The organism is Streptomyces sp. 8N114 (assembly GCF_052245835.1).
Classification (GTDB): domain Bacteria; phylum Actinomycetota; class Actinomycetes; order Streptomycetales; family Streptomycetaceae; genus Streptomyces.
The window spans coordinates 20,143-44,373 of the sequence record NZ_JBQQBT010000006.1 but is presented as its reverse complement, the minus strand read 5'-3'; the positions used below and the strand labels follow the sequence as shown (position 1 = coordinate 44,373).

General features: G+C 69.6%; 23 protein-coding genes and 2 pseudogenes. 19 read left to right on the top strand and 6 right to left on the bottom strand.

Features of this window, described 5'->3' with window-relative positions:
- The first annotated feature begins 377 nt into the window (after positions 1–377).
- The 4 genes from ACTWQF_RS15065 to ACTWQF_RS15050 all read left to right on the top strand — a co-directional run bounded on the left by ACTWQF_RS15065 (position 378) and on the right by ACTWQF_RS15050 (position 4,006).
- Positions 378–1,700 carry an MFS transporter gene (locus ACTWQF_RS15065; protein WP_443280162.1) on the top strand — a complete coding sequence of 441 codons (1,323 nt, stop codon included), beginning with the start codon at positions 378–380 and terminating at the stop codon, positions 1,698–1,700.
- Between the two features lie 195 nt (positions 1,701–1,895).
- Positions 1,896–2,087: a DUF2795 domain-containing protein gene (locus ACTWQF_RS15060; RefSeq protein WP_443279888.1), complete on the top strand. Its 192-nt coding sequence runs from the start codon at positions 1,896–1,898 to the stop codon at positions 2,085–2,087.
- A 48-nt stretch (positions 2,088–2,135) separates the two neighbouring features.
- On the top strand, positions 2,136–3,053 hold the full coding sequence (locus ACTWQF_RS15055) for a glycosyltransferase family 2 protein (protein WP_443279887.1): 918 nt from the start codon (positions 2,136–2,138) through the stop codon (positions 3,051–3,053).
- The gene (locus ACTWQF_RS15050; RefSeq protein WP_443279886.1) at positions 3,050–4,006 is read left to right on the top strand and encodes a glycosyltransferase family 2 protein; all 957 of its coding nucleotides are present in this window, start codon (positions 3,050–3,052) and stop codon (positions 4,004–4,006) included. Before ACTWQF_RS15055 ends, ACTWQF_RS15050 begins: the two co-directional genes overlap by 4 nt.
- Here ACTWQF_RS15050 and ACTWQF_RS15045 read toward each other — a convergent pair.
- The gene (locus tag ACTWQF_RS15045; protein ID WP_443279885.1) at positions 3,994–4,686 is read right to left on the bottom strand and encodes a formylglycine-generating enzyme family protein; all 693 of its coding nucleotides are present in this window, start codon (positions 4,684–4,686) and stop codon (positions 3,994–3,996) included. The genes ACTWQF_RS15050 and ACTWQF_RS15045 overlap by 13 nt on opposite strands.
- A gap of 89 nt (positions 4,687–4,775) precedes the next feature.
- Here ACTWQF_RS15045 and ACTWQF_RS15040 point away from each other — a divergent pair, with 89 nt between their 5' ends.
- Both ACTWQF_RS15040 and ACTWQF_RS15035 read left to right on the top strand, forming a co-directional pair.
- Positions 4,776–5,939 carry a threonine synthase gene (locus ACTWQF_RS15040; RefSeq protein ID WP_443279884.1) on the top strand — a complete coding sequence of 388 codons (1,164 nt, stop codon included), beginning with the start codon at positions 4,776–4,778 and terminating at the stop codon, positions 5,937–5,939.
- Positions 5,936–6,568, top strand: a complete 633-nt coding sequence (locus tag ACTWQF_RS15035) for a helix-turn-helix transcriptional regulator (protein WP_443279883.1) — start codon at positions 5,936–5,938, stop codon at positions 6,566–6,568. The genes ACTWQF_RS15040 and ACTWQF_RS15035 overlap by 4 nt, the downstream gene beginning before the upstream one ends.
- Positions 6,569–6,590: 22 nt before the next feature.
- Here the strand turns inward: ACTWQF_RS15035 and ACTWQF_RS15030 are convergent, their stop codons facing one another.
- Positions 6,591–7,283, bottom strand: coding sequence for a DUF6882 domain-containing protein (locus ACTWQF_RS15030; RefSeq protein WP_443279882.1), 693 nt, complete (start codon positions 7,281–7,283; stop codon positions 6,591–6,593).
- A gap of 197 nt (positions 7,284–7,480) precedes the next feature.
- Between ACTWQF_RS15030 and ACTWQF_RS15025 the strand changes: the two genes are divergently transcribed.
- The 7 genes and pseudogenes from ACTWQF_RS15025 to ACTWQF_RS14995 form a co-directional block, all read left to right on the top strand.
- On the top strand, positions 7,481–9,451 hold the full coding sequence (locus ACTWQF_RS15025; protein WP_443280161.1) for an APC family permease: 1,971 nt from the start codon (positions 7,481–7,483) through the stop codon (positions 9,449–9,451).
- Between the two features lie 263 nt (positions 9,452–9,714).
- The gene (gene kdpF / locus ACTWQF_RS15020; RefSeq protein ID WP_443246221.1) at positions 9,715–9,804 is read left to right on the top strand and encodes a K(+)-transporting ATPase subunit F; all 90 of its coding nucleotides are present in this window, start codon (positions 9,715–9,717) and stop codon (positions 9,802–9,804) included.
- Between the two features lie 8 nt (positions 9,805–9,812).
- Positions 9,813–11,477, top strand: coding sequence for a potassium-transporting ATPase subunit KdpA (kdpA, locus tag ACTWQF_RS15015; protein ID WP_443279881.1), 1,665 nt, complete (start codon positions 9,813–9,815; stop codon positions 11,475–11,477).
- Positions 11,474–13,630 carry a potassium-transporting ATPase subunit KdpB gene (gene kdpB, locus ACTWQF_RS15010; RefSeq protein WP_443279880.1) on the top strand — a complete coding sequence of 719 codons (2,157 nt, stop codon included), beginning with the start codon at positions 11,474–11,476 and terminating at the stop codon, positions 13,628–13,630. Before kdpA ends, kdpB begins: the two co-directional genes overlap by 4 nt.
- Before the next feature lie 5 nt (positions 13,631–13,635).
- Positions 13,636–14,304, top strand: coding sequence for a potassium-transporting ATPase subunit C (locus ACTWQF_RS15005; RefSeq protein WP_443279879.1), 669 nt, complete (start codon positions 13,636–13,638; stop codon positions 14,302–14,304).
- Between the two features lie 188 nt (positions 14,305–14,492).
- Positions 14,493–15,053: a hypothetical protein gene (locus tag ACTWQF_RS15000; RefSeq protein ID WP_443279878.1), complete on the top strand. Its 561-nt coding sequence runs from the start codon at positions 14,493–14,495 to the stop codon at positions 15,051–15,053.
- 126 nt (positions 15,054–15,179) lie between these two features.
- A pseudogene (locus tag ACTWQF_RS14995) lies at positions 15,180–15,332 on the top strand (MerR family transcriptional regulator); the annotation flags it as partial.
- 135 nt (positions 15,333–15,467) lie between these two features.
- On the opposite strand, the gene ACTWQF_RS14990 reads toward ACTWQF_RS14995, so the two are convergent.
- Positions 15,468–15,995: a DUF3995 domain-containing protein gene (locus tag ACTWQF_RS14990; protein WP_443279877.1), complete on the bottom strand. Its 528-nt coding sequence runs from the start codon at positions 15,993–15,995 to the stop codon at positions 15,468–15,470.
- A gap of 240 nt (positions 15,996–16,235) precedes the next feature.
- On the opposite strand from ACTWQF_RS14990, the gene ACTWQF_RS14985 reads away from it, so the two are divergent.
- On the top strand, positions 16,236–16,976 hold the full coding sequence (locus ACTWQF_RS14985) for a hypothetical protein (protein WP_443279876.1): 741 nt from the start codon (positions 16,236–16,238) through the stop codon (positions 16,974–16,976).
- 105 nt (positions 16,977–17,081) lie between these two features.
- On the opposite strand, the gene ACTWQF_RS14980 is transcribed toward ACTWQF_RS14985, so the two are convergent.
- From ACTWQF_RS14980 to ACTWQF_RS14970, 3 genes and pseudogenes are all read right to left on the bottom strand, one after another.
- Positions 17,082–17,924, bottom strand: coding sequence for a maleylpyruvate isomerase N-terminal domain-containing protein (locus ACTWQF_RS14980; protein WP_443279875.1), 843 nt, complete (start codon positions 17,922–17,924; stop codon positions 17,082–17,084).
- A gap of 44 nt (positions 17,925–17,968) precedes the next feature.
- Positions 17,969–18,580, bottom strand: coding sequence for an alpha/beta fold hydrolase (locus ACTWQF_RS14975; protein ID WP_443279874.1), 612 nt, complete (start codon positions 18,578–18,580; stop codon positions 17,969–17,971).
- A 28-nt stretch (positions 18,581–18,608) separates the two neighbouring features.
- Positions 18,609–18,905: pseudogene (locus ACTWQF_RS14970) on the bottom strand (alpha/beta fold hydrolase); the annotation flags it as partial.
- A gap of 68 nt (positions 18,906–18,973) precedes the next feature.
- Here ACTWQF_RS14970 and ACTWQF_RS14965 point away from each other — a divergent pair.
- The 5 genes from ACTWQF_RS14965 to ACTWQF_RS14945 all read left to right on the top strand — a co-directional run bounded on the left by ACTWQF_RS14965 (position 18,974) and on the right by ACTWQF_RS14945 (position 23,491).
- The gene (locus ACTWQF_RS14965; protein WP_443279873.1) at positions 18,974–19,630 is read left to right on the top strand and encodes a winged helix-turn-helix transcriptional regulator; all 657 of its coding nucleotides are present in this window, start codon (positions 18,974–18,976) and stop codon (positions 19,628–19,630) included.
- Between the two features lie 576 nt (positions 19,631–20,206).
- Positions 20,207–20,422 (top strand): hypothetical protein, encoded by a 216-nt coding sequence (locus ACTWQF_RS14960; RefSeq protein WP_443279872.1) that lies wholly within the window; start codon positions 20,207–20,209, stop codon positions 20,420–20,422.
- A gap of 842 nt (positions 20,423–21,264) precedes the next feature.
- Positions 21,265–22,644, top strand: a complete 1,380-nt coding sequence (locus ACTWQF_RS14955; RefSeq protein ID WP_443279871.1) for a protein kinase domain-containing protein — start codon at positions 21,265–21,267, stop codon at positions 22,642–22,644.
- A 92-nt stretch (positions 22,645–22,736) separates the two neighbouring features.
- The gene (locus tag ACTWQF_RS14950; RefSeq protein WP_443279870.1) at positions 22,737–23,027 is read left to right on the top strand and encodes a hypothetical protein; all 291 of its coding nucleotides are present in this window, start codon (positions 22,737–22,739) and stop codon (positions 23,025–23,027) included.
- Complete coding sequence (locus ACTWQF_RS14945; RefSeq protein ID WP_443279869.1) at positions 23,027–23,491, top strand: hypothetical protein; 465 nt, start codon at positions 23,027–23,029, stop codon at positions 23,489–23,491. The genes ACTWQF_RS14950 and ACTWQF_RS14945 overlap by 1 nt, the downstream gene beginning before the upstream one ends.
- The last annotated feature ends 740 nt before the right edge of the window (positions 23,492–24,231 follow it).

The window sequence follows — 24,231 nt, the reverse complement described above, 5'->3', positions numbered from 1 at the left end:
CTCTACGCCCTTTCCCGGGCTGTGAGCAAGGCAACGGGACGGGTTTCGTTCCAGCTCAGCATGTGTGCGACGGGTGTCGTCCGGCGCCGGTCACAGCGCTGTGCACCGACTCGGCGAGAGCCGTCTGTGAATATGGCTGAAGGCATCGGGAGCGACCGTTCTCGGTCCTGCTTCCGCTCCCGTTCTCACACGTTCTTCGGGTTCTCCGGTTTCCCGCCCCGTTCCCTTCTTGCCCCCTGCCTTCCTGCGCGAAATTCCCTATGGCTTTTCACTCGATTGCTACCCGCTGGGCCGAGCGCTTTCGACGCCGCTCCGCGGGCTCCGGGCCCTCCGCCCCCTCCGACCGCAGCCCCTGGCGTTCCCTGCGCTACCCCAGCATGCGCTGGTGGTCGGCGGCCAATCTCGTCTCCAACGTCGGCACGTGGATGCAGCTGACGGTGCAGAACCTGCTGGTGCTCCAACTCACCGGCTCCGCCGCCACGACCGGCCTCTCGCTTGCCGTACAGGCGGCCCCCGGCCTGCTGCTCAGCCTGGTCGGCGGCAGCCTCGTCGACTCCTGGCCGCGCAAGATGACGGCCTCGGTCAGCCAGGCGCTGCTCGGCGTGGTCGCCTTCAGCACCGCCGCGTTCGTCGCCTTCGGCATGCTCACCGTGCCGCTGCTGATGGTGCTCGCCGCCGTCACCGGGACCATCGCCACGGTGGACAACCCCGCCTGCTCGCTGCTCGGCAACGACCTGGTCAAGCGCAAGGACGTGCCCTCGGCCATCGCCCTGGGCTCGGTGGTGCACAGCGCCGGACGGCTGCTGGGCACGGCCGCCGCAGGTGCCACCGTCGCCTGGTTCGGCATGTCGTCCGCCTACGTGGTCAACGGGCTGTCGTTCCTCGCGGTCGCCGCTGTCATCCCCTTCCTGAAGCTGGTGCCCAAGGAGGAGCGTGAACCGCAGACGGCGCAGGAGCATCCCGCTCCGGCCGTCGCCGACGGCAAGCAGCGCCCTGTCCGTGGCGGTAGCCGCGAGGGCCTGGCCTACTTCGTCCGCAACCCCCGCCTGGTGGCGCTCGCCACGATCACCGGGGTCTCCGCGATCTTCGGCCGTAACTACCAGCTGACGCTGGCCGTCCTGGTGACGGGCCCGCTGGCGGCCGGTGCCGGCTCGTTCAGCACCGTCTCCACCGTGCTCGCGGTCGGCGGCATGGTCGGCGCCGTGGTCGCGGGCTGCCTGCGCAAGCCGTCCGTGCGGCACGTGGCGCTGCTGGCCGCGGCAGGCGCGCTGCTCCAGGCCGTCGCGGGTCTCTCCCCGTCGCTGGTCGTCCTCATCCTGCTGGTGGCGCCCATGGCCGTCGTGGAGTCGGTCTCCGACACCGCCGGCACCACCGTCCTGCAGACCGAGCCGCCCAGCCATCTGCGCGGCCGGGTGCTCGGCGTATGGCGCAGTGCCAGCACGGGCTGGGGCCTCGTCGGCCCGCCGCTGCTGGGCGCCCTGATGGAGTTCGCCGGCGCCCGGGGCGGACTGATCGCGGGTGGCCTGGCCATCGTCGCCGTCACCGGCACCGCGATGTTGCTCACGCAGCGTCGCGGGGCAACGGAGCCCGCGGAGGCTGCGCCTGCTCTGCGGAAGGCCCTGGTGATGCCTGCCCCGCGTACGGCGCCCGCGCCCGCTCCGGCGATGGCCGTGCGCGAGGCGGAGCCTGCCACTGTGTGAGGGCGCCGCTGAGGGGGTGCCCCTGTCCGATGAGTGCGGGCCGCGGCTTGCATTGTGGCTTGGCGCGCAGTTCCCCGCGCCCCTTCGGGGCGCGGGGCTTGTGTTGCGGGGCGCATGGGGGTCTTTCACCATGAAGTGAGCAAGAAGGACAAAGGGGTACTCAGCATCATACGGCGCACGCGAACGGAGGACGCAATGGCCAAGATGAACCCCATCGAGGTCCAGCAGGCTCTCAAGGGAGCCTCCTACCCGACCGACCGCAAGACCCTCACCGAGCTCGCCAAGAAGAACAACGCGAGCGACAAGGTCGTCGACAAGATCGCCCACCTCAAGAGCGACCGCATCGAAGGCCCCGACCAGGTCGAGAAGGAGATGTTCCGGGGCTGACCACAGCCCCCGCACCTCTTCGCCGCCGAGCTGAGAAGACGAGGCGCCATGGACCCAGCTCCCTCCCAGGTGCAGGGCCTGTACGACCGGCTCGGCGTCGTCATCGCCACGCGCGACCGACGGGACACCCTTGCCCGTACGCTCGACAGGCTGCTGGCCCTCCCGGAGCGGCCCCGCGTCCTGGTGGTGGACAACGCCTCCACGGACGGAACGGCCGACATGGTCGCGCACCGCTTCCCGGCGGTGCAGGTGCTGCGGCTGCCCGTCAACCGCGGTGCTCTGGCCCGGAACGACGGAGTCCGCGCCCTGCACACCCCCTATATCGCCTTCAGCGACGACGACTCCTGGTGGGAGCCGGGCGCCTTGGCCAAGGCGGTGGACCTCCTCGCGGCGCACCCCCGGACGGGGCTGCTGGCCGCGGGCATCGCCGTGGGCCCGGACGGCCGCCCCGACCCGCTCAACTCCGTGCTGGCCACCTCGCCGCTGGGTGACGGGGCCGTACCGCACAGCCGTAAGGTCCTCGGCTTCCTCGGCTGCGCCGCCGTGGCCCGCAGGCAGGCGTATCTGGATGTGGGCGGCTACCACCCGCTGCTGTTCTTCGGAGCGGAGGAGACCCTCCTCGCGTACGACCTGGCCGCAGCCGGCTGGGATGTCGTGCACTGCCCCGAGGTCGTGGCCCGGCACTCCCCGGCCGGCGGCCCGGACGGGTCGGCGCCTGACGCTCCCCGGCCCGGTCGCCGGGCGCTGATCCGCCGCAACGAGCTGCTGATCGCCTGGCTGCGCCGGCCGCTGCCGGTGGCGCTGCGCCGCACGGCGGCCCTGTGCGCGGAGGCCGTCCGGGACGCGCAGGCCCGCCGCGCCGCCCGCGGCCTGCTGCCCCGCCTCCCGGCAGCGCTCCGCCTCCGCCGCCCGCTCCCGCCCGCGGTGGAGGAAGCCGCCCGCCTGGTGGAGGGGACGGCGCGATGACCGAGCCGCACGAGGCGCCGGACCGGCATGTGACGCAGCCCGCGGAGGGACCGGACCCGCGCGTGACGGTCGTCGTCATCACCCGCAACCGCAAGGACGAACTCCTCCGCACCCTCCGGCTGCTCGTGCAACTGCCCGAGCGGCCCCCGGTCATCGTCGTCGACAACGCTTCGACCGACGGAACCGCCGGTGCCGTACGGGCCCTTCAGGCCGGGCATCCGCAGATCACCCTGCTCGCGCCGGGCCGCAACACCGGTGCGGTGGGCCGCAACCTCGCCGTACGCCAGGTCAGCACCCCGTATGTGGCCTTCTGCGACGACGACTCCTGGTGGGCGCCCGGCTCGCTGCGGGGCGCCGCCGACCGGCTGGACGCGCATCCCCGGCTGGCAGGTGTGGTCGCGCGGATCGTCGTCGAGCCGGAGGGGACGGAGGACCCGGTGGTGGCGGAGCTGCGCAACTCCCCGGTGCCGGGCCCCGACTGGCTGCCCGGCCCGGCGCTGGGCTCGTTCCTGGCCGCGGCGACCTGTCTGCGGGTCTCCGCGTTCCGTGCGGCGGGCGGCTTCGAGCCCCGGCTGTGGCTCGGCGGCGAGGAGGAACTGCTCGCCACCGACCTGGCCGTACGCGGCTGGTGGCTGTCCTTCGCCGAACAGCTCACCGTCCATCACGCCCCCTCCCGGGTACGGGACGCCACCGGCCGGCGGGTGGACGGGCTGCGCAACACCCTCTGGTACACCTGGCTGCGCCGCCCCCTCCCAGCGGCGCTGCGCCGCACCTGGTACCTGGCCCGTACGGTCCCCCGGGACGCGGCCAGCGCCCGCGCCTTCACCCGGGCCGCCGCAGCGCTCCCCTGGGTGCTGGCCAACCGCCGCCCCGTCCCCGCCACCGTCGAGACCCGGCTGGCCACCCTGGAGCGCGCCCAGCGCCGGTCGACGGCCCGCCGCTACGTGGGCTGACCCCCTGGCACCCGGCCGCGCGCGATACGGAATCCCACGTCGTCCACCTGGAACGCCGGGTGACTGCGCCGCCGCGCCGAGGCACGGCAGCTCCAGTGCTCGTCGAACCAGCCGCCCCCGCGCAGCACCCGGTATTCGCCGTAGACCTCGGGGTCGTACCGGTCCCAGCACCAGTCCCAGACGTTGCCGAGCATGTCGCAGAACCCCCAGGCGTTGGGGCGCTTGCCACCCACCTCGCGGAGGCGCTCCTGCGAGTTGCCCCGGTACCAGGCGATCTCGTCCAGCGCCCCGTAACGCGGCCCCGTCGTACCGGCCCGGCAGGCGTGCTCCCACTCGGCCTCGGTCGGCAGCCGGTACCCGTCGGCGTCACCGTCCCAGGCGGTGACGTCTTCGTCCTCACTCCCCAGGCGATAGGCGGGCGCGAGTCCGTCACGCCGGGAGAGGGCGTTGCAGAACCGGACGGCGTCCCACCAGGACACGCCTTCGACGGGCAGCCTCTCCCCGCGGGCGGTGCTCGGCCGCCGCCCGGTGACCTGCGCATACAGCTCCTGGGTGACGGGGACCGCGGCGAGCTCGTACGGCGCGAGCTCGACGGACCAACTGCGCTGCGTCCGACGGTCCGACAGCGTCACCCGCCCCGCCGGAACAGCGATCAACCCGACCCCGGCCTGTGCCTCCATGACAGGCGATCCTATGGCCCGACTTCTTGTACGGATAGTTTAGTTTTAGACACTGCGTAAAAGTCGCGAAAGCCGGAGGAGGACCTGCCGTGGACGAATCCCCGCCCCGTGAGCCGCGAGATCTGTACGACCCGCGCTCGGAGCGGCGCTACCCGCTGGACCCGCTGCGCTGGCGGGGCGACGACGGGACGCCACTGCTCGTCTCGCCTGCGCAAGGGCTGGCGCCCGGCGATATCGAGCCGGGCGACCGTTCGCTGTGGCGTTACCGCGCGGCGCTTCCGGTGCCGCCCGCGGCGCCGGGGATCAGCCTGGGGGAGGGATGCACCCCGCTGCTGCGGCGGACGTGGGGCGGGGTCGAGGTCGGCTTCAAGCTGGAGTGGTTCAACCCCAGCGGAAGTTTCAAGGACCGCGGCAGCAGCGTGATGATCTCGGCGCTGGCCGCGCAGGGCGTCGGCCAGGTCCTGGAGGACAGCTCCGGCAACGGCGGATCGTCCGTCGCCGCCTACTGCGCAGCCGCCGGTATCGGCGCCACCATCCTCGTCCCCGAACACACCTCGCCGGCCAAGACGTTGCAGGCCACGGCCTACGGGGCGCGGGTCACCCCGGTGCCCGGCGACCGGGATGCGACGGCCGCCGAGGCGCTGCGCCAGGCGGAGCACACGGTGTACGCCAGCCACAACTGGCACCCGTACTTCCTGGAGGGCACCAAGACGCTGGCGTACGAGATCTGGGAGGACCTCGGCTTCCGGGCCCCGGAGGCGGTGGTCACGGTCGCCGGCGCGGGCAGCACCGTCCTCGGCTGCGATCTGGGCTTCACCGAACTGCTCGCCGCGGGGCAGATCGCGGCGCTGCCCCGCCTCCTGGTCGCCCAGCCCGCCAACTGCGCTCCGCTGCACGCCGCGTTCCACACCGGCGCCGACAGCCCCGTGGCCGCCGCGGGAACCTGGAAGCCGACGCTGGCCGAGGGCACGGCCATCAAGGAGCCGGTCCGGCTGCCCGAGGTGCTGGCCGCCGTACGCCGCTCGGGCGGGACCATGGCCGCGATCCCGGAGGAGGACATCGCCACCGCCGTACGCCGTCTCGCGGCCACCGGCCTGTACGCGGAGCCCACCAGCGCCACCGCCGCGGCGGCCGTCGACGTCTTCGCGACACGCGGCGATCTGCGGCCGGGCGAGACGGCGGTGGTGATCCTCACGGGCTCGGCCCTCAAGGCGCCCACCGCGACGGCGAAGATCGTCAAGGGGGTCGTATGAGCAGCCCCACCGAGGACGAGGTGCTGCTGCGGGAGGCGGAGAAGATCGTCACCGCGGTCGGCCGGATGTTCCCCGGCCTGTGCGAGGCCGTACTGCACGATCTGCGCCGCCCCGACCACGCGGTGCGCACGGTGGAGAACAACCTCTCGGGCCGCCGGCCCGGCGACCCCGCGACCGAGCTCGGGCTGGCCCGCATCGCAGACCCCGCCTACCCGGAGGTCCTTCAGAACTACCCCAACCGCTTCCCCGACGGCCGCCCCGCCAAGAGCACATCGATCGGCATCAAGAACAGCGCGGGCACCTACGTCGCCGCCGTCTGCCTCAACCTGGACGTCTCCCTGCTGTCCACCCTCACCCGCGGCCTCACCGAGCTGCTGCGTACGGAGGAGCACCAGCCGCCCGTACACGAGACCCTGCGGGCCCGCACGGTGGACGAACTCCGCGCCGTCACCGAGTCCTTCGCCGCCGCCCGCGGCACCACCCCCCGCGCCCTGGCCACCACCGACCGCGCCACCCTCGTCCACACCCTGAAGGACCAGGGCTTCCTGGAACTCAAAGGCGCCGTCCAGACCCTCACCGGCCTCCTGGGCGTCTCCCGTGCCACCGTCTACAACGACCTGCGCCGCTGAACGCTGAACCGTGCGGAGGGGCTCAGGGCTGCTGGACCTTGCCCCTAACGCCCGCGATCCGCCCGGCGGCATCGAAGTCGACCTCGACCGCGTTGCCGCCGGGCAGGTCGGCGACGATCCGGTCGCCCTCGACGCGCTGGGGGACGCCGTGGTGGTCGAAGTACCCGCCGACGACGTGCCGGGCCGAGTACCCGATCAGCCCCGCGCCGGTGAGCAGCGTCCGGGGCAGCGTGACCGGGTCCAGGCCGACGCCGGGAACCTGCGCGTCGTCGGGCAGGAAGTAGACCTGCGTGCCCCCTCCCGCCGGAGCGCCGATGTACCCGGGTGCCTCGGCCACTCCCATCCCGGTGAAGGCGAGCATCTCCGCCGCGCGCCGCGGGTTGTCGAACCCGGAGAGCTGCAGGACCCCCTCGGACAGTTCGGCGATACCGTGCGCCCGCCCGTACCGCTCCACAGCGGCGCTCAGGGCAACCACCTCGGTTCCCTGCAGGCCCGGGTTCGCCCAGCCCCACATCCAGGACTGCTCGTCCATGTCATAGGTGCCCAGCACGGCCACCCGCAGCTGAAGCTCCCCCTGCTGGTAGAGGCAGGACGGCAGGTCCGCGGTCCACGGCCCCTCGGGCAAATACGCGGTCAGGGCCTCGAGTTGGACCGCGCCCCACGCGGCATGCCGTTCGGCCTCGAGGAGGAACGCTTCGCTGAATTCACTCGCCATGCCCCGACCCTAGGGGGGTGCGGCACCCGCACATCGAGCAGGGGTCGGTCGGCGTAACCAGATCTCCTCCACCCCTCGCCCGGCATCCGCGTGGCCGCCAGGCGGCTCCACTGCTCGGCGTAACAGCACGGGCGGCGGCCGGGGAGCCTGCCTAGGCTCGTGCCGTGGTCAAGGTCACCGGCGTGCTGAAGCGGCTGATGATCGGCCGTGCGCTGCGGAGCGAGGAACTGGGGGAGACGTTGCTCCCCAAGCGCCTGGCGCTGCCGATCTTCGCTTCCGACCCGCTGTCGTCGGTGGCGTACGCCACGGAGGAGATCCTGCTGGTCCTCACCCTCGGCGGGCTGGCGTATCTGCACTTCACCCCGTGGATCGCCGCGGCGGTCGTCGCTCTGCTGGCGGTGGTGGTGCTCTCCTACCGCCAGGTGGTGCACGCCTATCCGAGCGGCGGCGGCTCGTACGAGGTGGCTACGCGGAACCTGGGGCCCAACGCCGGTCTGGTGGTCGCCGCCTCACTCCTCGTCGACTATGTGATGACGGTGGCCGTGTCGGTCGCCTCCGGCGTGGACAACATCATCTCGGCGGTGCCTGAAGCGGCCGGATACCGGGTGTTGCTGGCCGTCGGCTTCGTCGCGCTGCTCACCGCCATGAACCTGCGCGGCGTACGCGAGTCGGGGCGCGCGTTCGCCACGCCCACCTACCTGTTCGTCGGGGGCGTACTGATCATGGTCGGCACGGGGCTGTTCCGCTATCTGCTGGGTGATGCGCCGGTCTCGGAGAGCGCCGAGTACGGCATCGAACCGGAACCGGCCGACGCGAACCTGGTCGGCCTCGCCCTGGTGATGCTCGTCCTGCGCGCCTTCTCCAGCGGCTGTACGGCCCTGACGGGTGTGGAGGCGATCTCCAACGGGGTTCCCGCCTTCCGCAAGCCGAAGTCGAAGAACGCCGCGACCACCATGGCCGCCATGGGGATCATCGCGATCACGATGTTCGCGGGCATCACCACCCTCGCCGTCGTCGCGAAGGTGCACATCACCGAGGACCCCTGCCAGCTGACCGGGCTCCAGGGGAACTGCTCCTCGTACCACCAGCGCACCGTGATCGCCCAGCTGGCGGCCTCCGTCTTCGGCGGCGAGAACAGCTTCGGCTTCTACTTCATCCAAGGCGCGACCGCGCTCATCCTGATCCTGGCGGCGAACACTGCATTCAACGGATTCCCGCTCCTGTGCTCGATCCTGGCCCTGCACCGCTACCTGCCCCGTCAGCTGCACAGCCGCGGTGACCGGCTCGCCTTCTCCAACGGCATCATCGCGCTGGCTGCCGCGGCCGTCCTGCTGCTGTGGGGCTTCAAGGCCGATGTCACCAGCTTGATCCACCTGTACATCCTGGGTGTGTTCACCTCGTTCACGCTCTCCCAGACCGGCATGGTCCGGCACTGGAACCGTGAGCTGCGCGTCGAGACCGACCCGAGGCTGCGCCGCCGCCATCGGCTGGTCCGGTTCGTCAACGCGCTGGGGGCGGTGATCACAGGTCTGGTTCTGGTGATCGTGCTGGCCACCAAGTTCCTGCAGGGGGCCTGGCTGGCGGTGGTCGCCGCGGTGATCCTGTGGCTGATGATGCACGGCATCAAACGCCACTACGACGCCACCGCCGCCGAGCTGGCGGTCACCGATCCGCGGGACCTGCTCCGCCCGCCTTCCCGCGTGCTGGCGATCGTGCTGGTCTCCACCATTCACAAGCCCACACTGCGCGCCCTGGCCTACGCCCGCGCCTTCAAGCCCCAGCGGCTCGAAGCCCTCACCGTGGCCGTCGACCGCGACGAGGAGCGGACGCTGGAGCGCCAATGGCAGGACCTCGACATCGTCGTGCCCCTGACGGTGCTGGACTCCCCCTACCGGGAGATCACCCGCCCGGTTGTGGACTACGTCCGCTCCATCCGCCGGGAGAGCCCACGGGATGTGGTCGCCGTCTTCATCCCCGAATACGTCGTCGGCCACTGGTGGGAGAACCTGCTGCACAACCAGTCGGCGCTGTGGCTCAAGGGCCGGCTGCTCTTCACCCCGGGGGTGATGGTGATCAGCGTGCCCTGGCAGCTCACCTCCTCCGCCCGCGCCGACCGTCCTGCCGCCCGGGCACCGGGCTCGGTTCGCCGCGGCGAACCGCCTCACTGACGGAGACGGGCCGCTTCGGCTGCGTTACCGCAGGTCAGAGCATGCCGCAGGGGGCGAAAGGTTAGGAAGGCGTCAAAGGCGGTCTTGTGGCCGTAAGAGGGCTGTCAACGGAAGGCTCAGCCGGCTGAAAAGGCGCTTTCCTCAAGGGGTCATCTCAACCCCGAGCCTTACTGAGGAGCACCGATGGCCGACCTGGCCTTCGTCGTCACCACGATCGCGGTCTTCGCGCTGGTGGCGTTCATCGCCAAGGGGGTGGCGAAGCTGTGACTGCCGAGAACATCGTCGGCCTGATCGTGGCCGTCGCCCTGCTGGGCTACCTCGTCCTCGCGCTGGTGCGCCCGGAGAGGTTCTGAGCACGTATATGAGTCCGTTCCTCGCCGCTGTTCTCCAGCTCGGCGCGCTGATCGGCGCGCTCGCCCTGGCCTACCGCCCGCTCGGCGACCACATGGCCCGCGTCTACTCCTCCGACCGCCATCTGCGGGTGGAGAAGTGGATATACAGGGCCATCGGCGCCAACCCCGACGCCGAGATGCGCTGGCCCGCCTATCTGCGCGGTGTCCTGGCCTTCTCCGCGGTCAGCGTGCTGTTCCTGTATCTGCTGCAGCGGCTCCAGGGCTCGCTGCCCGGTTCGCTCGGCTTCTCCTCCATCGACCCGGACCAGGCGTTCAACACCGCCGCGTCCTTCGTCTCGAACACCAACTGGCAGTCCTACTACGGCGAACAGGCCATGGGCCACGTCGTGCAGACCGCCGGTCTGGCGGTGCAGAACTTCGTCTCCGCCGCCGTCGGTATGGCCGTCGCGGTGGCCCTCGTACGGGGCTTCGCCCGGTCGCGTACCGGTGAGTTGGGCAACTTCTGGGCCGACATGGTGCGCGGTACCGTCCGCATCCTGCTGCCGATCTCGGTGATCGGCGCGCTCGTACTGGTCGCCTGCGGTGCCATCCAGAACTTCTCCGGCATCCATGAGGTGGGCCAGTTCCTGGGGGACCCGCAGCAGTGGAACGGCGGCGCCGTCGCCTCGCAGGAGGTCATCAAGGAGCTGGGGACCAACGGCGGTGGTTACTTCAACGCCAACTCGGCGCATCCCTTCGAGAACCCGAACGGGTTCAGCAACCTCTTCGAGATCTTCCTGATCCTGCTGATCCCGTTCGCGCTGACGCGGACCTTCGGCCGTATGGCCGGCAGCGTGCGGCAGGGGTATGCGCTCCTCGGCACGATGGTGACCATCTGGATCGGTTTCATCCTGCTCATGTGGGCCACCGAGTACGCGCATCACGGCCCGGCCTTCGAGGTGGCCGGGGGCGCGATGGAGGGCAAGGAGACGCGGTTCGGGATCGGCGCATCGTCGATCTTCGCGGTCTCCACGACGCTGACCTCCACCGGTGCGGTCGACTCCTTCCACTCCTCGTACACGGGGCTCGGCGGGGGCATCACCATGCTGGGCATGCAGCTGGGCGAGATCGCGCCGGGCGGTGTGGGCTCGGGGCTGTACGGCATGCTGATCATGGCGGTCATCGCGGTGTTCATCGCGGGGCTGATGGTGGGCCGTACGCCCGAATACCTCGGCAAGAAGATCGGGACCCGCGAGATCAAGCTGGCGGCCTGCTACATCCTCGTCACCCCGGCGCTGGTGCTCGGCTTCACCGCCGTGGCGATGGCGCTTCCCACCCCGCCGCACTCGATGACCAACAGCGGCGCGCACGGATTCTCCGAGATCCTCTACGCCTACACCTCCGGGGCCAACAACAACGGCTCGGCCTTCGCCGGGCTGAACGCCGACACCCAGTGGTTCAACACCACCATCGGGCTGGCGATGCTGCTGGGCCGGTTCGTGCCGATGGTGTTCGTCCTGGCGCTGGCCGGCTCGCTCGCCGAGCAGAAGCCGGTCCCCGCGACGGCGGGCACCCTGCGGACCGACAAACCGCTGTTCGCGGGTCTGCTGGTCGGCGTGATCATGATCGTCGCGGGGCTGACGTACTTCCCGGCGCTGGCGCTGGGCCCGCTCGCTGAAGGACTGGCTGGATGACCACTCGTACAGAGAAGCAAGAGGACTCGATGTCCACAGCCACTTCGACCCGGGCTCCGCACGGCGACGTACCCTCCGGACACAAGACCCCCGAGGGCCGGGTGGGCGCGGGCCTCTTCGATGCGAAGCAACTGGTCAAGTCGCTCCCGGACGCGCTGCGCAAGCTGGACCCCCGGGTGATGGTCAAGTCCCCGGTGATGTTCGTGGTGCTGGTCGGTTCGGTGGTCACCACCGTCCTGGCCGTCACGCACCCGGGGGACTGGTTCGGCTGGGCGATCACCGGCTGGCTGTGGCTGACGACGGTCTTCGCCAACCTGGCGGAGGCGGTGGCCGAAGGCCGCGGCAAGGCGCAGGCCGACACGCTGCGCCAGGCGAAGACGGACACGGTCGCCCGGCGGCTCTCGAAGGACGGCGAGAGGGAGGAGCAGCTGCCCGGTACCGAACTGCGCGTCGGCGATCTCGTCGTCTGCGAGGCGGGCGACATCATTCCCGGCGACGGTGATGTCGTCGAGGGCGTCGCGAGTGTCGACGAGTCGGCGATCACCGGCGAATCCGCTCCCGTCATCCGGGAGTCGGGCGGCGACCGGTCCGCCGTCACCGGCGGTACGAAGGTGCTCTCCGACCGGATCGTCGTCAAGATCACGACCAAGCCCGGTGAGTCGTTCATCGACCGGATGATCAATCTGGTCGAGGGCGCGGCCCGGCAGAAGACGCCCAACGAGATCGCGCTGAACATTCTGCTCGCCTCGCTGACGATCGTCTTTCTGCTGGCGGTCGTCACGCTCAAGCCCTTCGCGATCTACGCGGGCGCCGACGGACAGACCTCGCTGATCGTGCTGACCGCACTGCTGGTCTGCCTCATCCCGACGACCATCGGGGCGCTGCTGTCCGCGATCGGTATCGCGGGCATGGACCGGCTCGTCCAGCGCAACGTACTGGCCATGTCCGGGCGCGCGGTCGAGGCCGCCGGCGACGTCTCAACGCTGCTGCTCGACAAGACCGGCACCATCACCCTCGGCAACCGCCAGGCCGCCGAGTTCATGCCTGTCCAGGGGACGACGGCCGCCGAGCTGGCGGACGCCGCGCAGCTGTCCTCGCTGGCCGACGAGACGCCCGAGGGCCGCTCGGTCGTCGTCCTGGCGAAGGAGCGGCACGGGCTGCGCGAGCGCCACGCGGGCGAACTGGAGCACGCCGAGTGGGTTCCGTTCACCGCCCAGACCCGGATGAGCGGCGTTGACCTCACGGAGAACGGCGCCGCCCGCAAGGTGCGCAAGGGCGCGGCCGGTTCGGTGCTCGCCTGGGTCAAGGAGCGCGGCGGTCAGGTGGCCGACGACGCCGACGCGGTCGCGAACACGATCTCCGAGGCGGGCGGTACGCCGCTGCTGGTCGCCGTCGAGGACGGGACGGGCGCCCGGGTGCTGGGCGTCATCCATCTCAAGGACGTGGTCAAGGAGGGCATGCGGGAGCGGTTCGCCGAGCTGCGCCGGATGGGCATCAAGACCGTCATGATCACCGGTGACAATCCGCTCACCGCGCGGGCCATCGCCGAAGAGGCGGGAGTCGACGACTTCCTCGCCGAGGCCACGCCCGAGGACAAGATGGCGCTGATCAAGCGCGAGCAGGCCGGCGGCAAGCTGGTCGCGATGACGGGTGACGGCACCAACGACGCGCCGGCCCTCGCCCAGGCCGATGTCGGCGTGGCCATGAACACCGGCACCTCGGCCGCCAAGGAGGCCGGGAACATGGTCGACCTCGACTCCAACCCGACCAAGCTCATCGAGATCGTCGAGATCGGCAAGCAACTCCTCATCACCCGGGGCGCGTTGACGACCTTCTCGATCGCCAACGACGTGGCGAAGTACTTCGCGATCATCCCCGCGATGTTCGCCGTCGCCTACCCGGGCCTGGACAAGCTCAACATCATGCACCTGGCCTCGCCCCAGTCGGCGATCCTCTCGGCTGTCATCTTCAATGCGCTGATCATCGTCGCGCTGGTACCGCTCGCCCTCAAAGGTGTCCGGTACCGGCCGATGAGCGCGGACCGGATGCTCCGCCGCAACCTGGGAATCTACGGCCTCGGCGGACTGGTCGCCCCCTTCCTCGGCATCAAACTCATCGACCTGCTCATCTCCCTCATCCCTGGCATCGGGTGACGACCATGAACACCTCCGTACGCAATACCGCACGCCTGCTCGGCGCCGGTCTGCGCGCCCTCCTCGTCCTGACGCTGGTCTGCGGCGTGCTCTACCCGCTCGCCGTCACCGGCATCGCACAGGGCCTCTTCCCCGGCAGGGCCAACGGCTCCGAGGTCAGGAGCGACGGCAAGGTCGTCGGCTCCGAACTCATCGGCCAGCGCTACGACCTGCCGCTGAAGAAAGGGCAGGAGACGCCCTCGCCCGACCTGAAGTGGTTCCAGCCCCGCCCGTCCAACGGCCTCGGCACCAACACCGTCAACACCCAGTACAAACTCCTGCTCTCCGGCGCCACCAACCGCTCCGGCGACAACAAGGAGCTGCTCAAGTGGGTCACCGACGCAAAGAGGGCCGTGGTCGAGGACAACAGCACCCCGGGTTACAAGGTCAAGCCCGCCGACGTACCGCCCGACGCGGTCACCTCCTCCGCCTCCGGCCTGGACCCGCATATCTCGCCCGAGTACGCCGAGCTCCAGGTCCACCGCGTCGCCGAGAGGAACCAGCTGCGCGTCGGACAGGTGGAGAAGCTGGTCAAGGACCACACCGACGGCCGCATCCTCGGTTTCATGGGAGAGCCACGGGTCAATGTCCTCGAACTCAACATCGCACTCGAAGAACTGACCGAGAAGAACTGATGGCGTTACCCGCGGCAGCCGGGCGCCGACGGGCGGAAAAGGCGCCACAGCCCGTCGGTTCCCGCGTCAAGTACAGCCCCGAGGCAGAACCGGTAATCCGTCACGTGGGTGTCAAAAATCACCGACCCGCCGTAAGTGCGCCGTCAATTGCGCCTCAACCGGGACAGCCGGTCATTACCGTCCCTGGCATGAAAGGGAATTCCGCGGGGGCTGCTCCTGGAAATGAAGCCCACCGCGGCGAGCCAGTCGATGCCGAGGTGTACGACACCGCCTGGGCCGCGGGTGCCCGGTACGCAGTGGTGTGCGCAGCGTCGCTCTTGGGCCTGCTGCTGTCGGTCGACGCCATCAGCGCCACTCTCACCCTGTGGCGCGCGGGGCTCTGGTCAGCCCTGGCCACGCTCCTGTTCGTCGTCCTGATGCCGGCGAGACTCTCCGCGGGCCCGGGATGGCTCCGCTCGCGCGGGCTGCTGCGCGAGCGGCGGGTGCGAACCGATCGGCTCGTGGCGGCGCACTGGTCGAGCGGAGTATCGGAACGCCTGGTGCTGCGGGACACGGACGGCGCCCGTGTCGAGATCGACCCCAAGGTCCTCACCGAGAACCCCCCGCTGTGGCGCCAACTGGACACGGACGTCCGATACTGCGCCGAACGGGGAACACTCCGGTGCGGAACGACAGCCCTCCGGAAGATGGCCCGAGCCATCGACCGGGAAACAGCACGCACCGTCTTCAAGGTCTCAGGACTGGACTGAGCCACTCCGCACAGCTTGTACCGCCTTCCGCCTGTCCGATCGGCTACCTCCTCTTGGCGCGTAAATACCCGGACAAGTTCTGATGCGAGAACCGGACCCTCGGTCCCGTCGGCCAGTTACGTCGGAGTGTCGATCAAGACCATCCGCGTCTATCACGACAAGGGTCTGCTCCCCGAGCCCGATCGCGATGCATCCGGCCACCGGCGGTACGGAGCGAACGACGCCGTCGACCTGATCAAGATCCGCACGCTCGCCGAAGCCGACGTCCCCCTGGCCCGTATCCGGGACCTGGGAGCGGCGACCGACGACGAGTTCCGGCAGGCGCTGCGCGAGATCGACGACGGGCTCACCGACCGGAAGCGTGGCCTGCGGGCAACGCAGGGGCGCCTGCGCCGGCTCGCCGCCGGGCATCTGTCACCACTGCCCACCGGGGTCGGTGCCCATCTGGAGGACGGTTCCGCTGCTCGGGGCCTTTCTTCGTCCGAACTCCCGAGTGGCCAGGCCGAAGACCAGACCGCCGACCAGGAACCAGGGATTCCACAGCACCAGCGACCACAGCCGCTGTTCCGGGCTCACGTCTACCTCCTGGCCTGCTATGTCGGTCAGCAGCAGCATCTCGACCGCGATGCCGCGCACCAGCAGCACAGCGCAGGCACCCCAGCCCAGAACCTTGACCACCCGTCCGGCCGGGCCACGGGGCCGCGGCCGGGCGAGAAGCCATCCCAGCACGCCACCGACAAGACACAGCACCCCCACACCCCACAAGCCCACCATCACGAACCATGCGGGGCGTGTCTCGGCCAGGGGCCCCGCCGAGACACTCAGACCCCAACTGCCGCCCAGCGCCCAGAAGAAATGAAGCAAGGCGAAAGCGACCGCCCAGGCACACGCGATACGCCCCCACACCCCCGCCGTTGCCCCGCCCTGCCGATCTCCGTACATGGCAAGGACCATGCCACTGCCGTGGCCAGCCACCGCCGGCACCACTGAGAAACCAGCACGCCTCACCTTTCAGTTGGCCACCACACGCGAGCGAACACATCAGACGTGATCAGACGTGATCGACTCGTGTGGAGAGTTGGGCCACCTCTACGTCGACTGAGGCAGTGAACCGCTCGGACGGTTCGCGATAGGTTGGTGAGCTGCGCGAGGGACGCAGCCGGGGGCCGGGGGGAACCAAGGATGGGTACCGTATCGCTGGTCTCAGCAGTCGTCTCAGTGGCGGGCGCGGTGGTGACCGTGACGCTGGGCGGGCTGTTCGAGTGGCGTCGCCAGCACTCCGACCGTGAGCAGGCCCGCCGTGAACGCGTGAGTCGCTACCGCGATCCCCTGCTTCAGGCGGCGGCGGGACTTCAAGCGCGGCTGGGCAACGCCGTAGCGCTGCTGTCCGGGCGGCCGGTCACCCAGATCGCGCCGGATACGGCCCGGCAGGAGGAGTACAACCGGTATGAAAGCCTCTACCGGTTCGCCGTCTACCAGGGGTGGGTGCACATCCTCTTCCAGGAGGCCGGCTTCCTGGACCTGGGGAGCCGCCGACGCAACCGTCGGCTGGTGGAGTTGCTCGCCGGGGTGAGTGTCGCGATAGCGGGACACGAGGACCACGGGCGGACGGGAGTGCTGCAGGGGGGCGAACAACGGCTCCTCGGAGAGCTGATGGTCGTGCCGGACGGCTCCGAGCAGGCACGTCGGCGCTGCCTGGGATACATGGAGTTCCGTACGAAGCTGGAGAGCGACCCGGAGTACGCGCAGCGGTTCCAGCCCGTACTCGACTACATCGACGGCCTTGCAGCAAATGGTGCGGCAATGCAAAGGCGGCTGACCGCCGTGCACAATGCGCTCATCGACCTGATCGACTTCCTCGATCCTCACCGAGTGTGGGTCATGGGCGCACGTGACAAGCTGCCGCTGCCCGCCGCGGAGTAGGAAGCTGAGAGGCCGCAGCCGGCCGGCGGTTCGAACGGCGCCATCGGGTCACCGACGCGCAGACCGGCCGGGGATGACTGGCCGCGTCATCGACAAGGACCTGGGCTACGGAGGGCTTATGACGGTGAGCATGCGGGCGAGCTTCCATGGCCGACGACCCCAAGTGGCGAGCTTCCCTTCGAGAAGCGGTTTCCACATTCCTTGCCGGCCGATGAACAGCAGCATGAGAGCCGGGGGGTCGGCAGAGACGTGGGCGTCAACGTCACGTGCGCTCCCCGCGTCGAGCGTCAGCGAACCGCGGTCGAAGACAAGCAACGTGCGTCCACCTCCACGCAGGCGCAGTTCGAAGCGAGCTCGGAAGGTCCCGGCCTTCTCCTGGTCCAGGAATGCGGTGGGCGGCAGAGCCGCGATGAGCGGAAGCGCGGCGCCCTCGATCGCAAGCAGTGCGTGATGACGCTGTATTGGCCACGGGCGCCCAGTGGCTGTGGCGATGTCATGGCCGTGGATCAGGCATTCCTCGAGCAGGTGACACGCCACCGCCGAAGGCGGCAGCCGAGCACCTTGCAGCCAGCCGACGGTGGCTGCTCGCGAACGCGACGCGACGTCGTCGAACTCGTCTGCAAGCGCGTTGATGCGATCTGCGAGTACGGCGAGGTCCCGTTCGCCGTCCTCGGCCAGCATCTTCGCGTTGACCTCGGCCATGCCCGCCGTCGTCACTGTGGCTTCCGGGACCGGTCCTCCGGCGACGGCGTCGGTGTCGAAGCGAAAAACATGAGACAGATGAGCCGCGACATCACCCACCGTCCAGGCCCCGACCGAAGCGGTGTTGGCGTCAGGGACGCTCCGCACAAGTGCGACGAGGCTGGGGACCACGTCCCGCAACGCCGCACGAGCCTGGGCCATGGTGTCGGGTGCACGTGCACCGCTGGGCGTCGCAGCCGGGATCATGTCAGCACCTTCCTGCGCGTCGGAGTCCGGGCCTTGCCTGGCCATTACGACTCCCCTGGCGTCTTCCGCCCGACGTCCCCGCGAGCCGGAGGTGCGCTCCGCCCGCCGGGCGTGAACCGCCAGTCGCGGATCGCCGCCGCGAACCGGTCAGGCGCGTCGGACTGCACGAAGTGGCCGGCGCCTTCGACGATCACGGTGTGATGGTCGGCGAAGATCTGCTCCCATCGCTGCCGCTCCTTGGCCCGGAAAGCGAAGTCGGCGTCGCCCCACACGATGAGCGTCCGGAGCGCCGCGATGTCGGAGAGCCCGGCCTCGACACCGGCGAGAAAGGAACGGCTGGCGGTGATGCGCCGGGGAAGCACGGCCGATGCGTCGCGCCGGCTGTGGGTGGCCAGAGCCTGTCGGTAATGGGCCATCTCGTCGGCGGTCGGCTTCCGCAGCCGGTGTCCAGCAGGGATCATCGCGTTGACGAACAGGTTGAACTGCCTGACCAGCAAGCGCCCTGGCGGTCCGCCCATCAGATGGGAGACGACCTCGAAACGGGGGTCGCCGGTGACCGGCCAGCCCCAGGTGTTGGCCAGCACCACGCCCTCGAAGGCGGCGGGCCGCTGCTCGACGGTGGCCAGGCCGATGGGGCCGCCCCAGTCCTGGGCCACCAGGCTGACCCCCGCTCAAGCCCATGGCGTCGACGAAGGCAGTGACGACCTGGGCGTGCTCCTCGGGAAGATACCGATAGCCCGGGCGGGGCGACGACAGCCCGAAGCCGGGATAGTCCAGAGCGACGCAGCGGAACTCGTCCCGCAGCGCCCGGATCACATCGCGATACACGAACGACCAGGTCGGGTTGCCGTGCAGCAGCAGCAACGTCGGCCCCGATCCTTCATCCACGTAGTGGACGGTGTGCCCGTCGATGGCAATGAAGCGGCTCTCGAACGGGAACAGCTCGTCGTCGACCCACGTCGGCCTTCCCGTGTCACCCATGCCTACCGTCCTTTCACCGACTGTGCTAGATATAGTCAGGCAAGCTTGAGATCGTCAAGTAGGTGGGGATGAGTCGAAGTTACGGCCAGTACTGCGGTCTCGCCCGGGCACTCGATGTCGTGGGCGACCGGTGGAATCTGCTGATCGTCCGCCAGCTCCTCGTGGCGCCCGCCCGCTACCGTGAGCTGCTCGACGGGCTTCCTGGCGTGGCCACCAACCTGCTCGCCGACCGCCTCCGCGACCTAGAGACCGCCGGAGTGGTCGAGCGGCGCCTGGCCGAGGAGGGCAACGCCATCGTGTACGCCCTCACCCCGTGGGGCGCCGAGCTGCGGGAGCCGGTTGAGAGCCTCATCCGCTGGTCCACGCCGCTCATGGCACGGGGACCGGGCGGCGACCACTTCAGCGCCGAATGGCTCGTCCTGGCTCTCTCAGCCCTGCTCGCCGGCAAGACGGCCGCACACCGGCAATCGACGGTAGGGATCGCGGTCGACGACCGGCTGCTCCAGGTGACGACGACACCCTCGGGCACAGAGGTGAGCCGGCATGATGGCCGCGAGCTCGATGCCGTCGTGCGCGCTGACGCCTCGATCGTTCTTGGGCTGGCAGCGGGTGTGCTCACTCTCGACGACACCCGTGGGCTCGTCGACATCGAAGGCGACGAAGCTGCCGTACGAGCCGTCATCACCCCTCCACGCGCCCATGCCGGCGGCTCCGCGCGGCAATAACCGCTCGCCCCGTCCCGGCCTGTGGATAACCCGCCGCACGCTTCTCGCCATCCGGCCCACGTGCGTGATCCAGCTCTGCCCCAAGGATCTCCATCACGACGCGGGAGCCACCCGGAAGCGACGAGGAGCTTCGCGCAACCGTGCCGTGCGCCGTGCAGCCGGATCATCCGCAGGCCGTGTTCATCAGCGTCGGGAGCAGCTGATGTGAGAGGCACGACGCCCCTGTGCATGCGAGTGGCGCCCCGTGTCCCGCGGGTGCAGGCTGGAAAAAGAGAATGAAGAGCGACGGCACCGCATGAGCAGGTTACCTAGCTCAAGCGGAAGCCCGAACAAGAGAAGAGGCTGATATGTCTACTATCATTCTCAGATGCCGAGGAGAAGCTCCTGGGAACCCGTTTCCTTGACGGCCATACCCAGGATGGAACCGTCGCACTTGCGCCCAACACCGGCCCGCCGTTCAGCGGCACACGGTGGGACATGCGGAAGATCCAAGGAACACAAGACGAGTTCGTCTTCCGATGCCTGGGGGATGTAGAGGGCAACCGATTCCTGGACGGTCACACCCAGGATGGAACTGTGGGCCTCGCACCGGACACAAGCGAGCCGTTCACCGGCACCCGGTGGAAGGCCGTCCGAGACAGCAACAGCATTACCACCGTCAAGTGCCTGGGGAATGTGGAGGGCAACCGGTTCCTGGACGGTCACACCCAGGATGGAACCGTAGGCCTCGCCCCCAGCACCGACAAGCCGTTCACCGGCACCCGGTGGGCCGTTGAGGTGCCGATCGACTAACTGGAACGTCCGGCGAACCGCAGTCGACACCGGTCATCGCAGAACGCCGAGCCCCAGCCCGCGAGTCGCCATACGGCCAGGTCAGGGCGCAGCTGTTCGTGAACCGCCCGTGATTCCCAAGCTCAGAGCGCGGCTTCGATCCCCATCGCCCGCTCCAGTGGAAACCCCCAGGTCAGATACCCGGGGGCTGTGTGTTGTCCGGACCAGTTCAGGCGTACAGCACCGGCTGCGTACCAGGCGCCACGCTCACCGGTCGCGAACTCGGCGTTCTTCGAGACGCCCGGCACGGTGATCCACGGCTCGTTGCGCTCTGCGGGGGCGGGCCTAAAGGCCGACGGGCTGAGCGTCGAACCGAGTGCGGGCTCGGCTCGCAATCCGTCCGCACAGCCGGCACCGCCCCCGCTTCGGTCAGGGGCTTCGATGCGGGCAAGAAGATCAAGGGCCCGCAAGAGGTTCCCGGCGGGCGGGGGCGGTCGGGCCTTTCGGCCCGAAGCTGGTCGCCCAAGCGTCCAGGGGCCTACCGAGCGGCCAAGCCTTGCGGACCAGACGGCACAGCGCCTCGGCGCACTCGCCCGTCACGCCCGCCACCACGGCGTGAATCCCTTAATCTGAACGGTGCTTGACATGACCGCGGCTTGCCGTGGCCGGGCGGATGGGGGAGGCGCCAGTGCAGGCGGAGTGGACAGGCGCTGCGCGCCCCGGCGAGCAGATCGGCCCGTACACCGTACTCAGGGAACTGGCCAGCGGCGGCATGGGCCGGGTCTACCTGGCCCGTTCCCCTGGTGGCCGCACCGTTGCCGTCAAAATCCTCCTCGCCGACCCCGACGAGGGCACGCTCTCGGATGCGGACCGGCGCCGCTTCGCCCGTGAGGTGGCTCTGGCCCGGCGCGTACGCGGGGTGTTCACCGCCGGCGTCGTGGACGCCGATGTGGAGGCCCATGTCCCCTGGATGGCCACCGAGTACATCCCGGCCCCGTCACTGCGCGAACTGGTCGCGTCCCAAGGCCCCTTGCCGCCCACCGCCCTGCACGTGGATCGCGGCAGGAATGGTCGAGGCCCTGGTGAGCATTCACACCGCCGGGCTGGTCCACCGCGACGTCAAGCCCTCCAACATTCTGCTGCCGGAGGACGGCCCCCGACTGATCGACTTCGGGATCTCCCAGGCTGCCGACATCACCCGTACCAAGGCAGCCTTCGGCACCGTCGCCTTCACCGCCCCCGAGCAGGCCCGCGGCGAGCCGACCACCGCTGCATCCGATGTCTTCTCGCTGGGTGCCACGCTGTTCTACCTGGCCACGGGCCGCAGCCCCTACCGCGACATGGGCCAGGGCAGCGCACTCGAACAACTGGTACGAGCAGCCGAGGGCGACCTCGACCTGGACGGCCTGCCCACCGAACTGGACGGTCTGATCCTCCCCTGCCTCGCCCCAGACGCCGCCCAACGGCCCACCTCCCGCGACCTCTTGGCCCGAATCGGCACCGTTCTCGCCGAGCGCCCACAAGCACGCGGTGCCACCGACTGGCTCCCGCACGGCTGGTCCACCGCAATCGAGCGGCACCGCAGACGCCGTACGGAGGAGGCCGATGCGGCCCAGCGGCGCATCGACCTTGACGCGGCCACCGTACGCACTCCGCCCGCCACCACCCGCACCCGTCACCTGCCCCGCTCGACACAGCTCCAGCCGCCCCGCCGCCGTCGCACCGGGGTGTGGCTGGCCGTGGCTCTGGCCGGAGCCGGGCTCCTCACCGGAGGCGGTGTCCTCTACGCACTGCAGCAGGGCGGTGAGAGCACACCCGGCGAGGTACGGCAGGACCTGCGGCTCGCCCTGGTGGAACAGAGCGCGCCGGGCGAGTGCACCGACAAGCTGCCGCCGCCCACCTTCTACTCCTCGGACCAGCAAGCCTGCTTCCGCATCTCCACCGAGGCCGGGAACCGCATGAGCGTCAAGCAGCTCCAGCACGTGCGCGCCAAGTCCGGCCAGACTGCGGGATGGATGATCCAGGCGACGTTCCAGGACGAGGACGCCAAACGATTCGCAGCCCTCACCAGTCGGGCGGCACAACGCCAGTCCCCGCAGAACCAAGTCGCCATCGTCCTCGGCGACCGGCTGATCAGCGCCCCTGCCGTCACCGAGTCCATCACCGGGGGCAAGGTGCAGATCAGCGGCAGTTTCACCAAGGACTCGGCGCACAAACTGGCCAAGGAACTGGGAGCCCCCTGACGGGCTCTGCACGAGTGGCGGCAAGTCGCTACACGTGCCGGCCCAAGAACGACCACCACGCTGACGCGGCCTGATACGCCACCCACCCCCAAGTGATCCGGATCAGTGAGCGCCTGCTCCTGGAAGCCGTCCGTACCTTCTTCGACGACCGTATCTTCGGCCCTCACCGGGCGGACCTGCTTGCCGCGCAGCTCCCCGAGCGGGGAGCGCCTGTGGCCGACATCGGCGCGCTGTGTCGCGAAGGAGAGCGGCCGGCGCGCGGGCAACGGGGTCTGATGGAACAACTGGCGGGAGAGGATGACGGCGATCCGGAGACGGCAGCCGAGTTCCGCAAGAGCATCCGCAAGCAATTCACCGCTTGGAGCGGCAGCGACGCGACGTAGTGGCCAAGATCACCGAAGCCGAGACCGCCGCAGCAGCAGCTCCTGGGGCCGATGGGGCCGATGGGGTCGACGACCCCGGCCTCCTGAACATGCTGCCGCAGCTGAACACGCGGATGGCGGATCTCCCGGCCACCATCCAGCGCCAGCTTTACGACGCCTTCCACCTGCAGATCCGCTACGACCACCGCGGTCGCCGCGCCGAGATCCGCGTCACCGTCGCTGCACCGCTCCTTGGCGAGATCGCCGAGATCGCCGAGATCGCCGAGATCGCCGAGATCGCCGAGATCACCGCGATCGCCGAGCGCGCCCCAGCGACGGCGCCGGGGGCTGACCAGCCCTTCAGTGCGCGCCCCCGGCAGGAGCCACAAAACATGGCTTGTTCTGCAGATGGGGGTGACCTGCGCGTTTGCGCCGCAGTGGCGGTGGAGGGGCGGACCCGGCTGGTGCCGATGGCCTATAAGTGAACAAGCGATCGACTATTGCAGCGCTCGAAGCAGCTCCGCGCAGGTGTGAACCCTTGGCAGGGCACACCCAGATGAGAAACCACAGATCCAGCAGGCTCGGGCCCCTCGTCGTAATTGAAGCGGCATCCAGGCTTGCACACCCGTGAGTGGGCGGAGTCGGGCCCCGGGCCTCGGGCTCGAAGCTGAGCTTGAGGCCACCCCCGTGCTTCGCCCACGCCCATTTCTGGGGTGAGCCCTCCAACGACCCGGCACCCCCGACTCCCGCGTCTGCGGCGAAACTCCTCCGCCAGTACGCCCGCGACATCATCGAGGGCATCCCCCACTTACCCAGCACCGGTAAGCGACGACCACATCGACCAGGAGCCCCTGCATCAGGGCGAGGGCATTCCGGAGGGTGGGCGCCCACCCTGACCACCCACGACGGGGTTGCCACCTCTCTACTCCGAGGCCCCGGGCCTCTCCCTGAGCATCCGGTGCTGGGAGGGAGGGGGCAGTCAGCCTGACCACACCTCAACCAGGCAGGAACCACGTTCTAGCAGCCCGCCGGTCTTTGGAGTCCGCTGGCGAGCGCCAGAACGAGTACGAGGCAAAGTTCCTCTTGCTCCTGGACTCGGAGAGTCGAGTTCGACCTCGGACGTGGACCAGGGCCTGTCCGGTCGGCGGGGAGGAACACCGGGCAGGCCCTGGCGGTCAGGCGGAACAGGAGCGCAGTCGGACGTCGGCCGGGGGGGGGGCGGCCC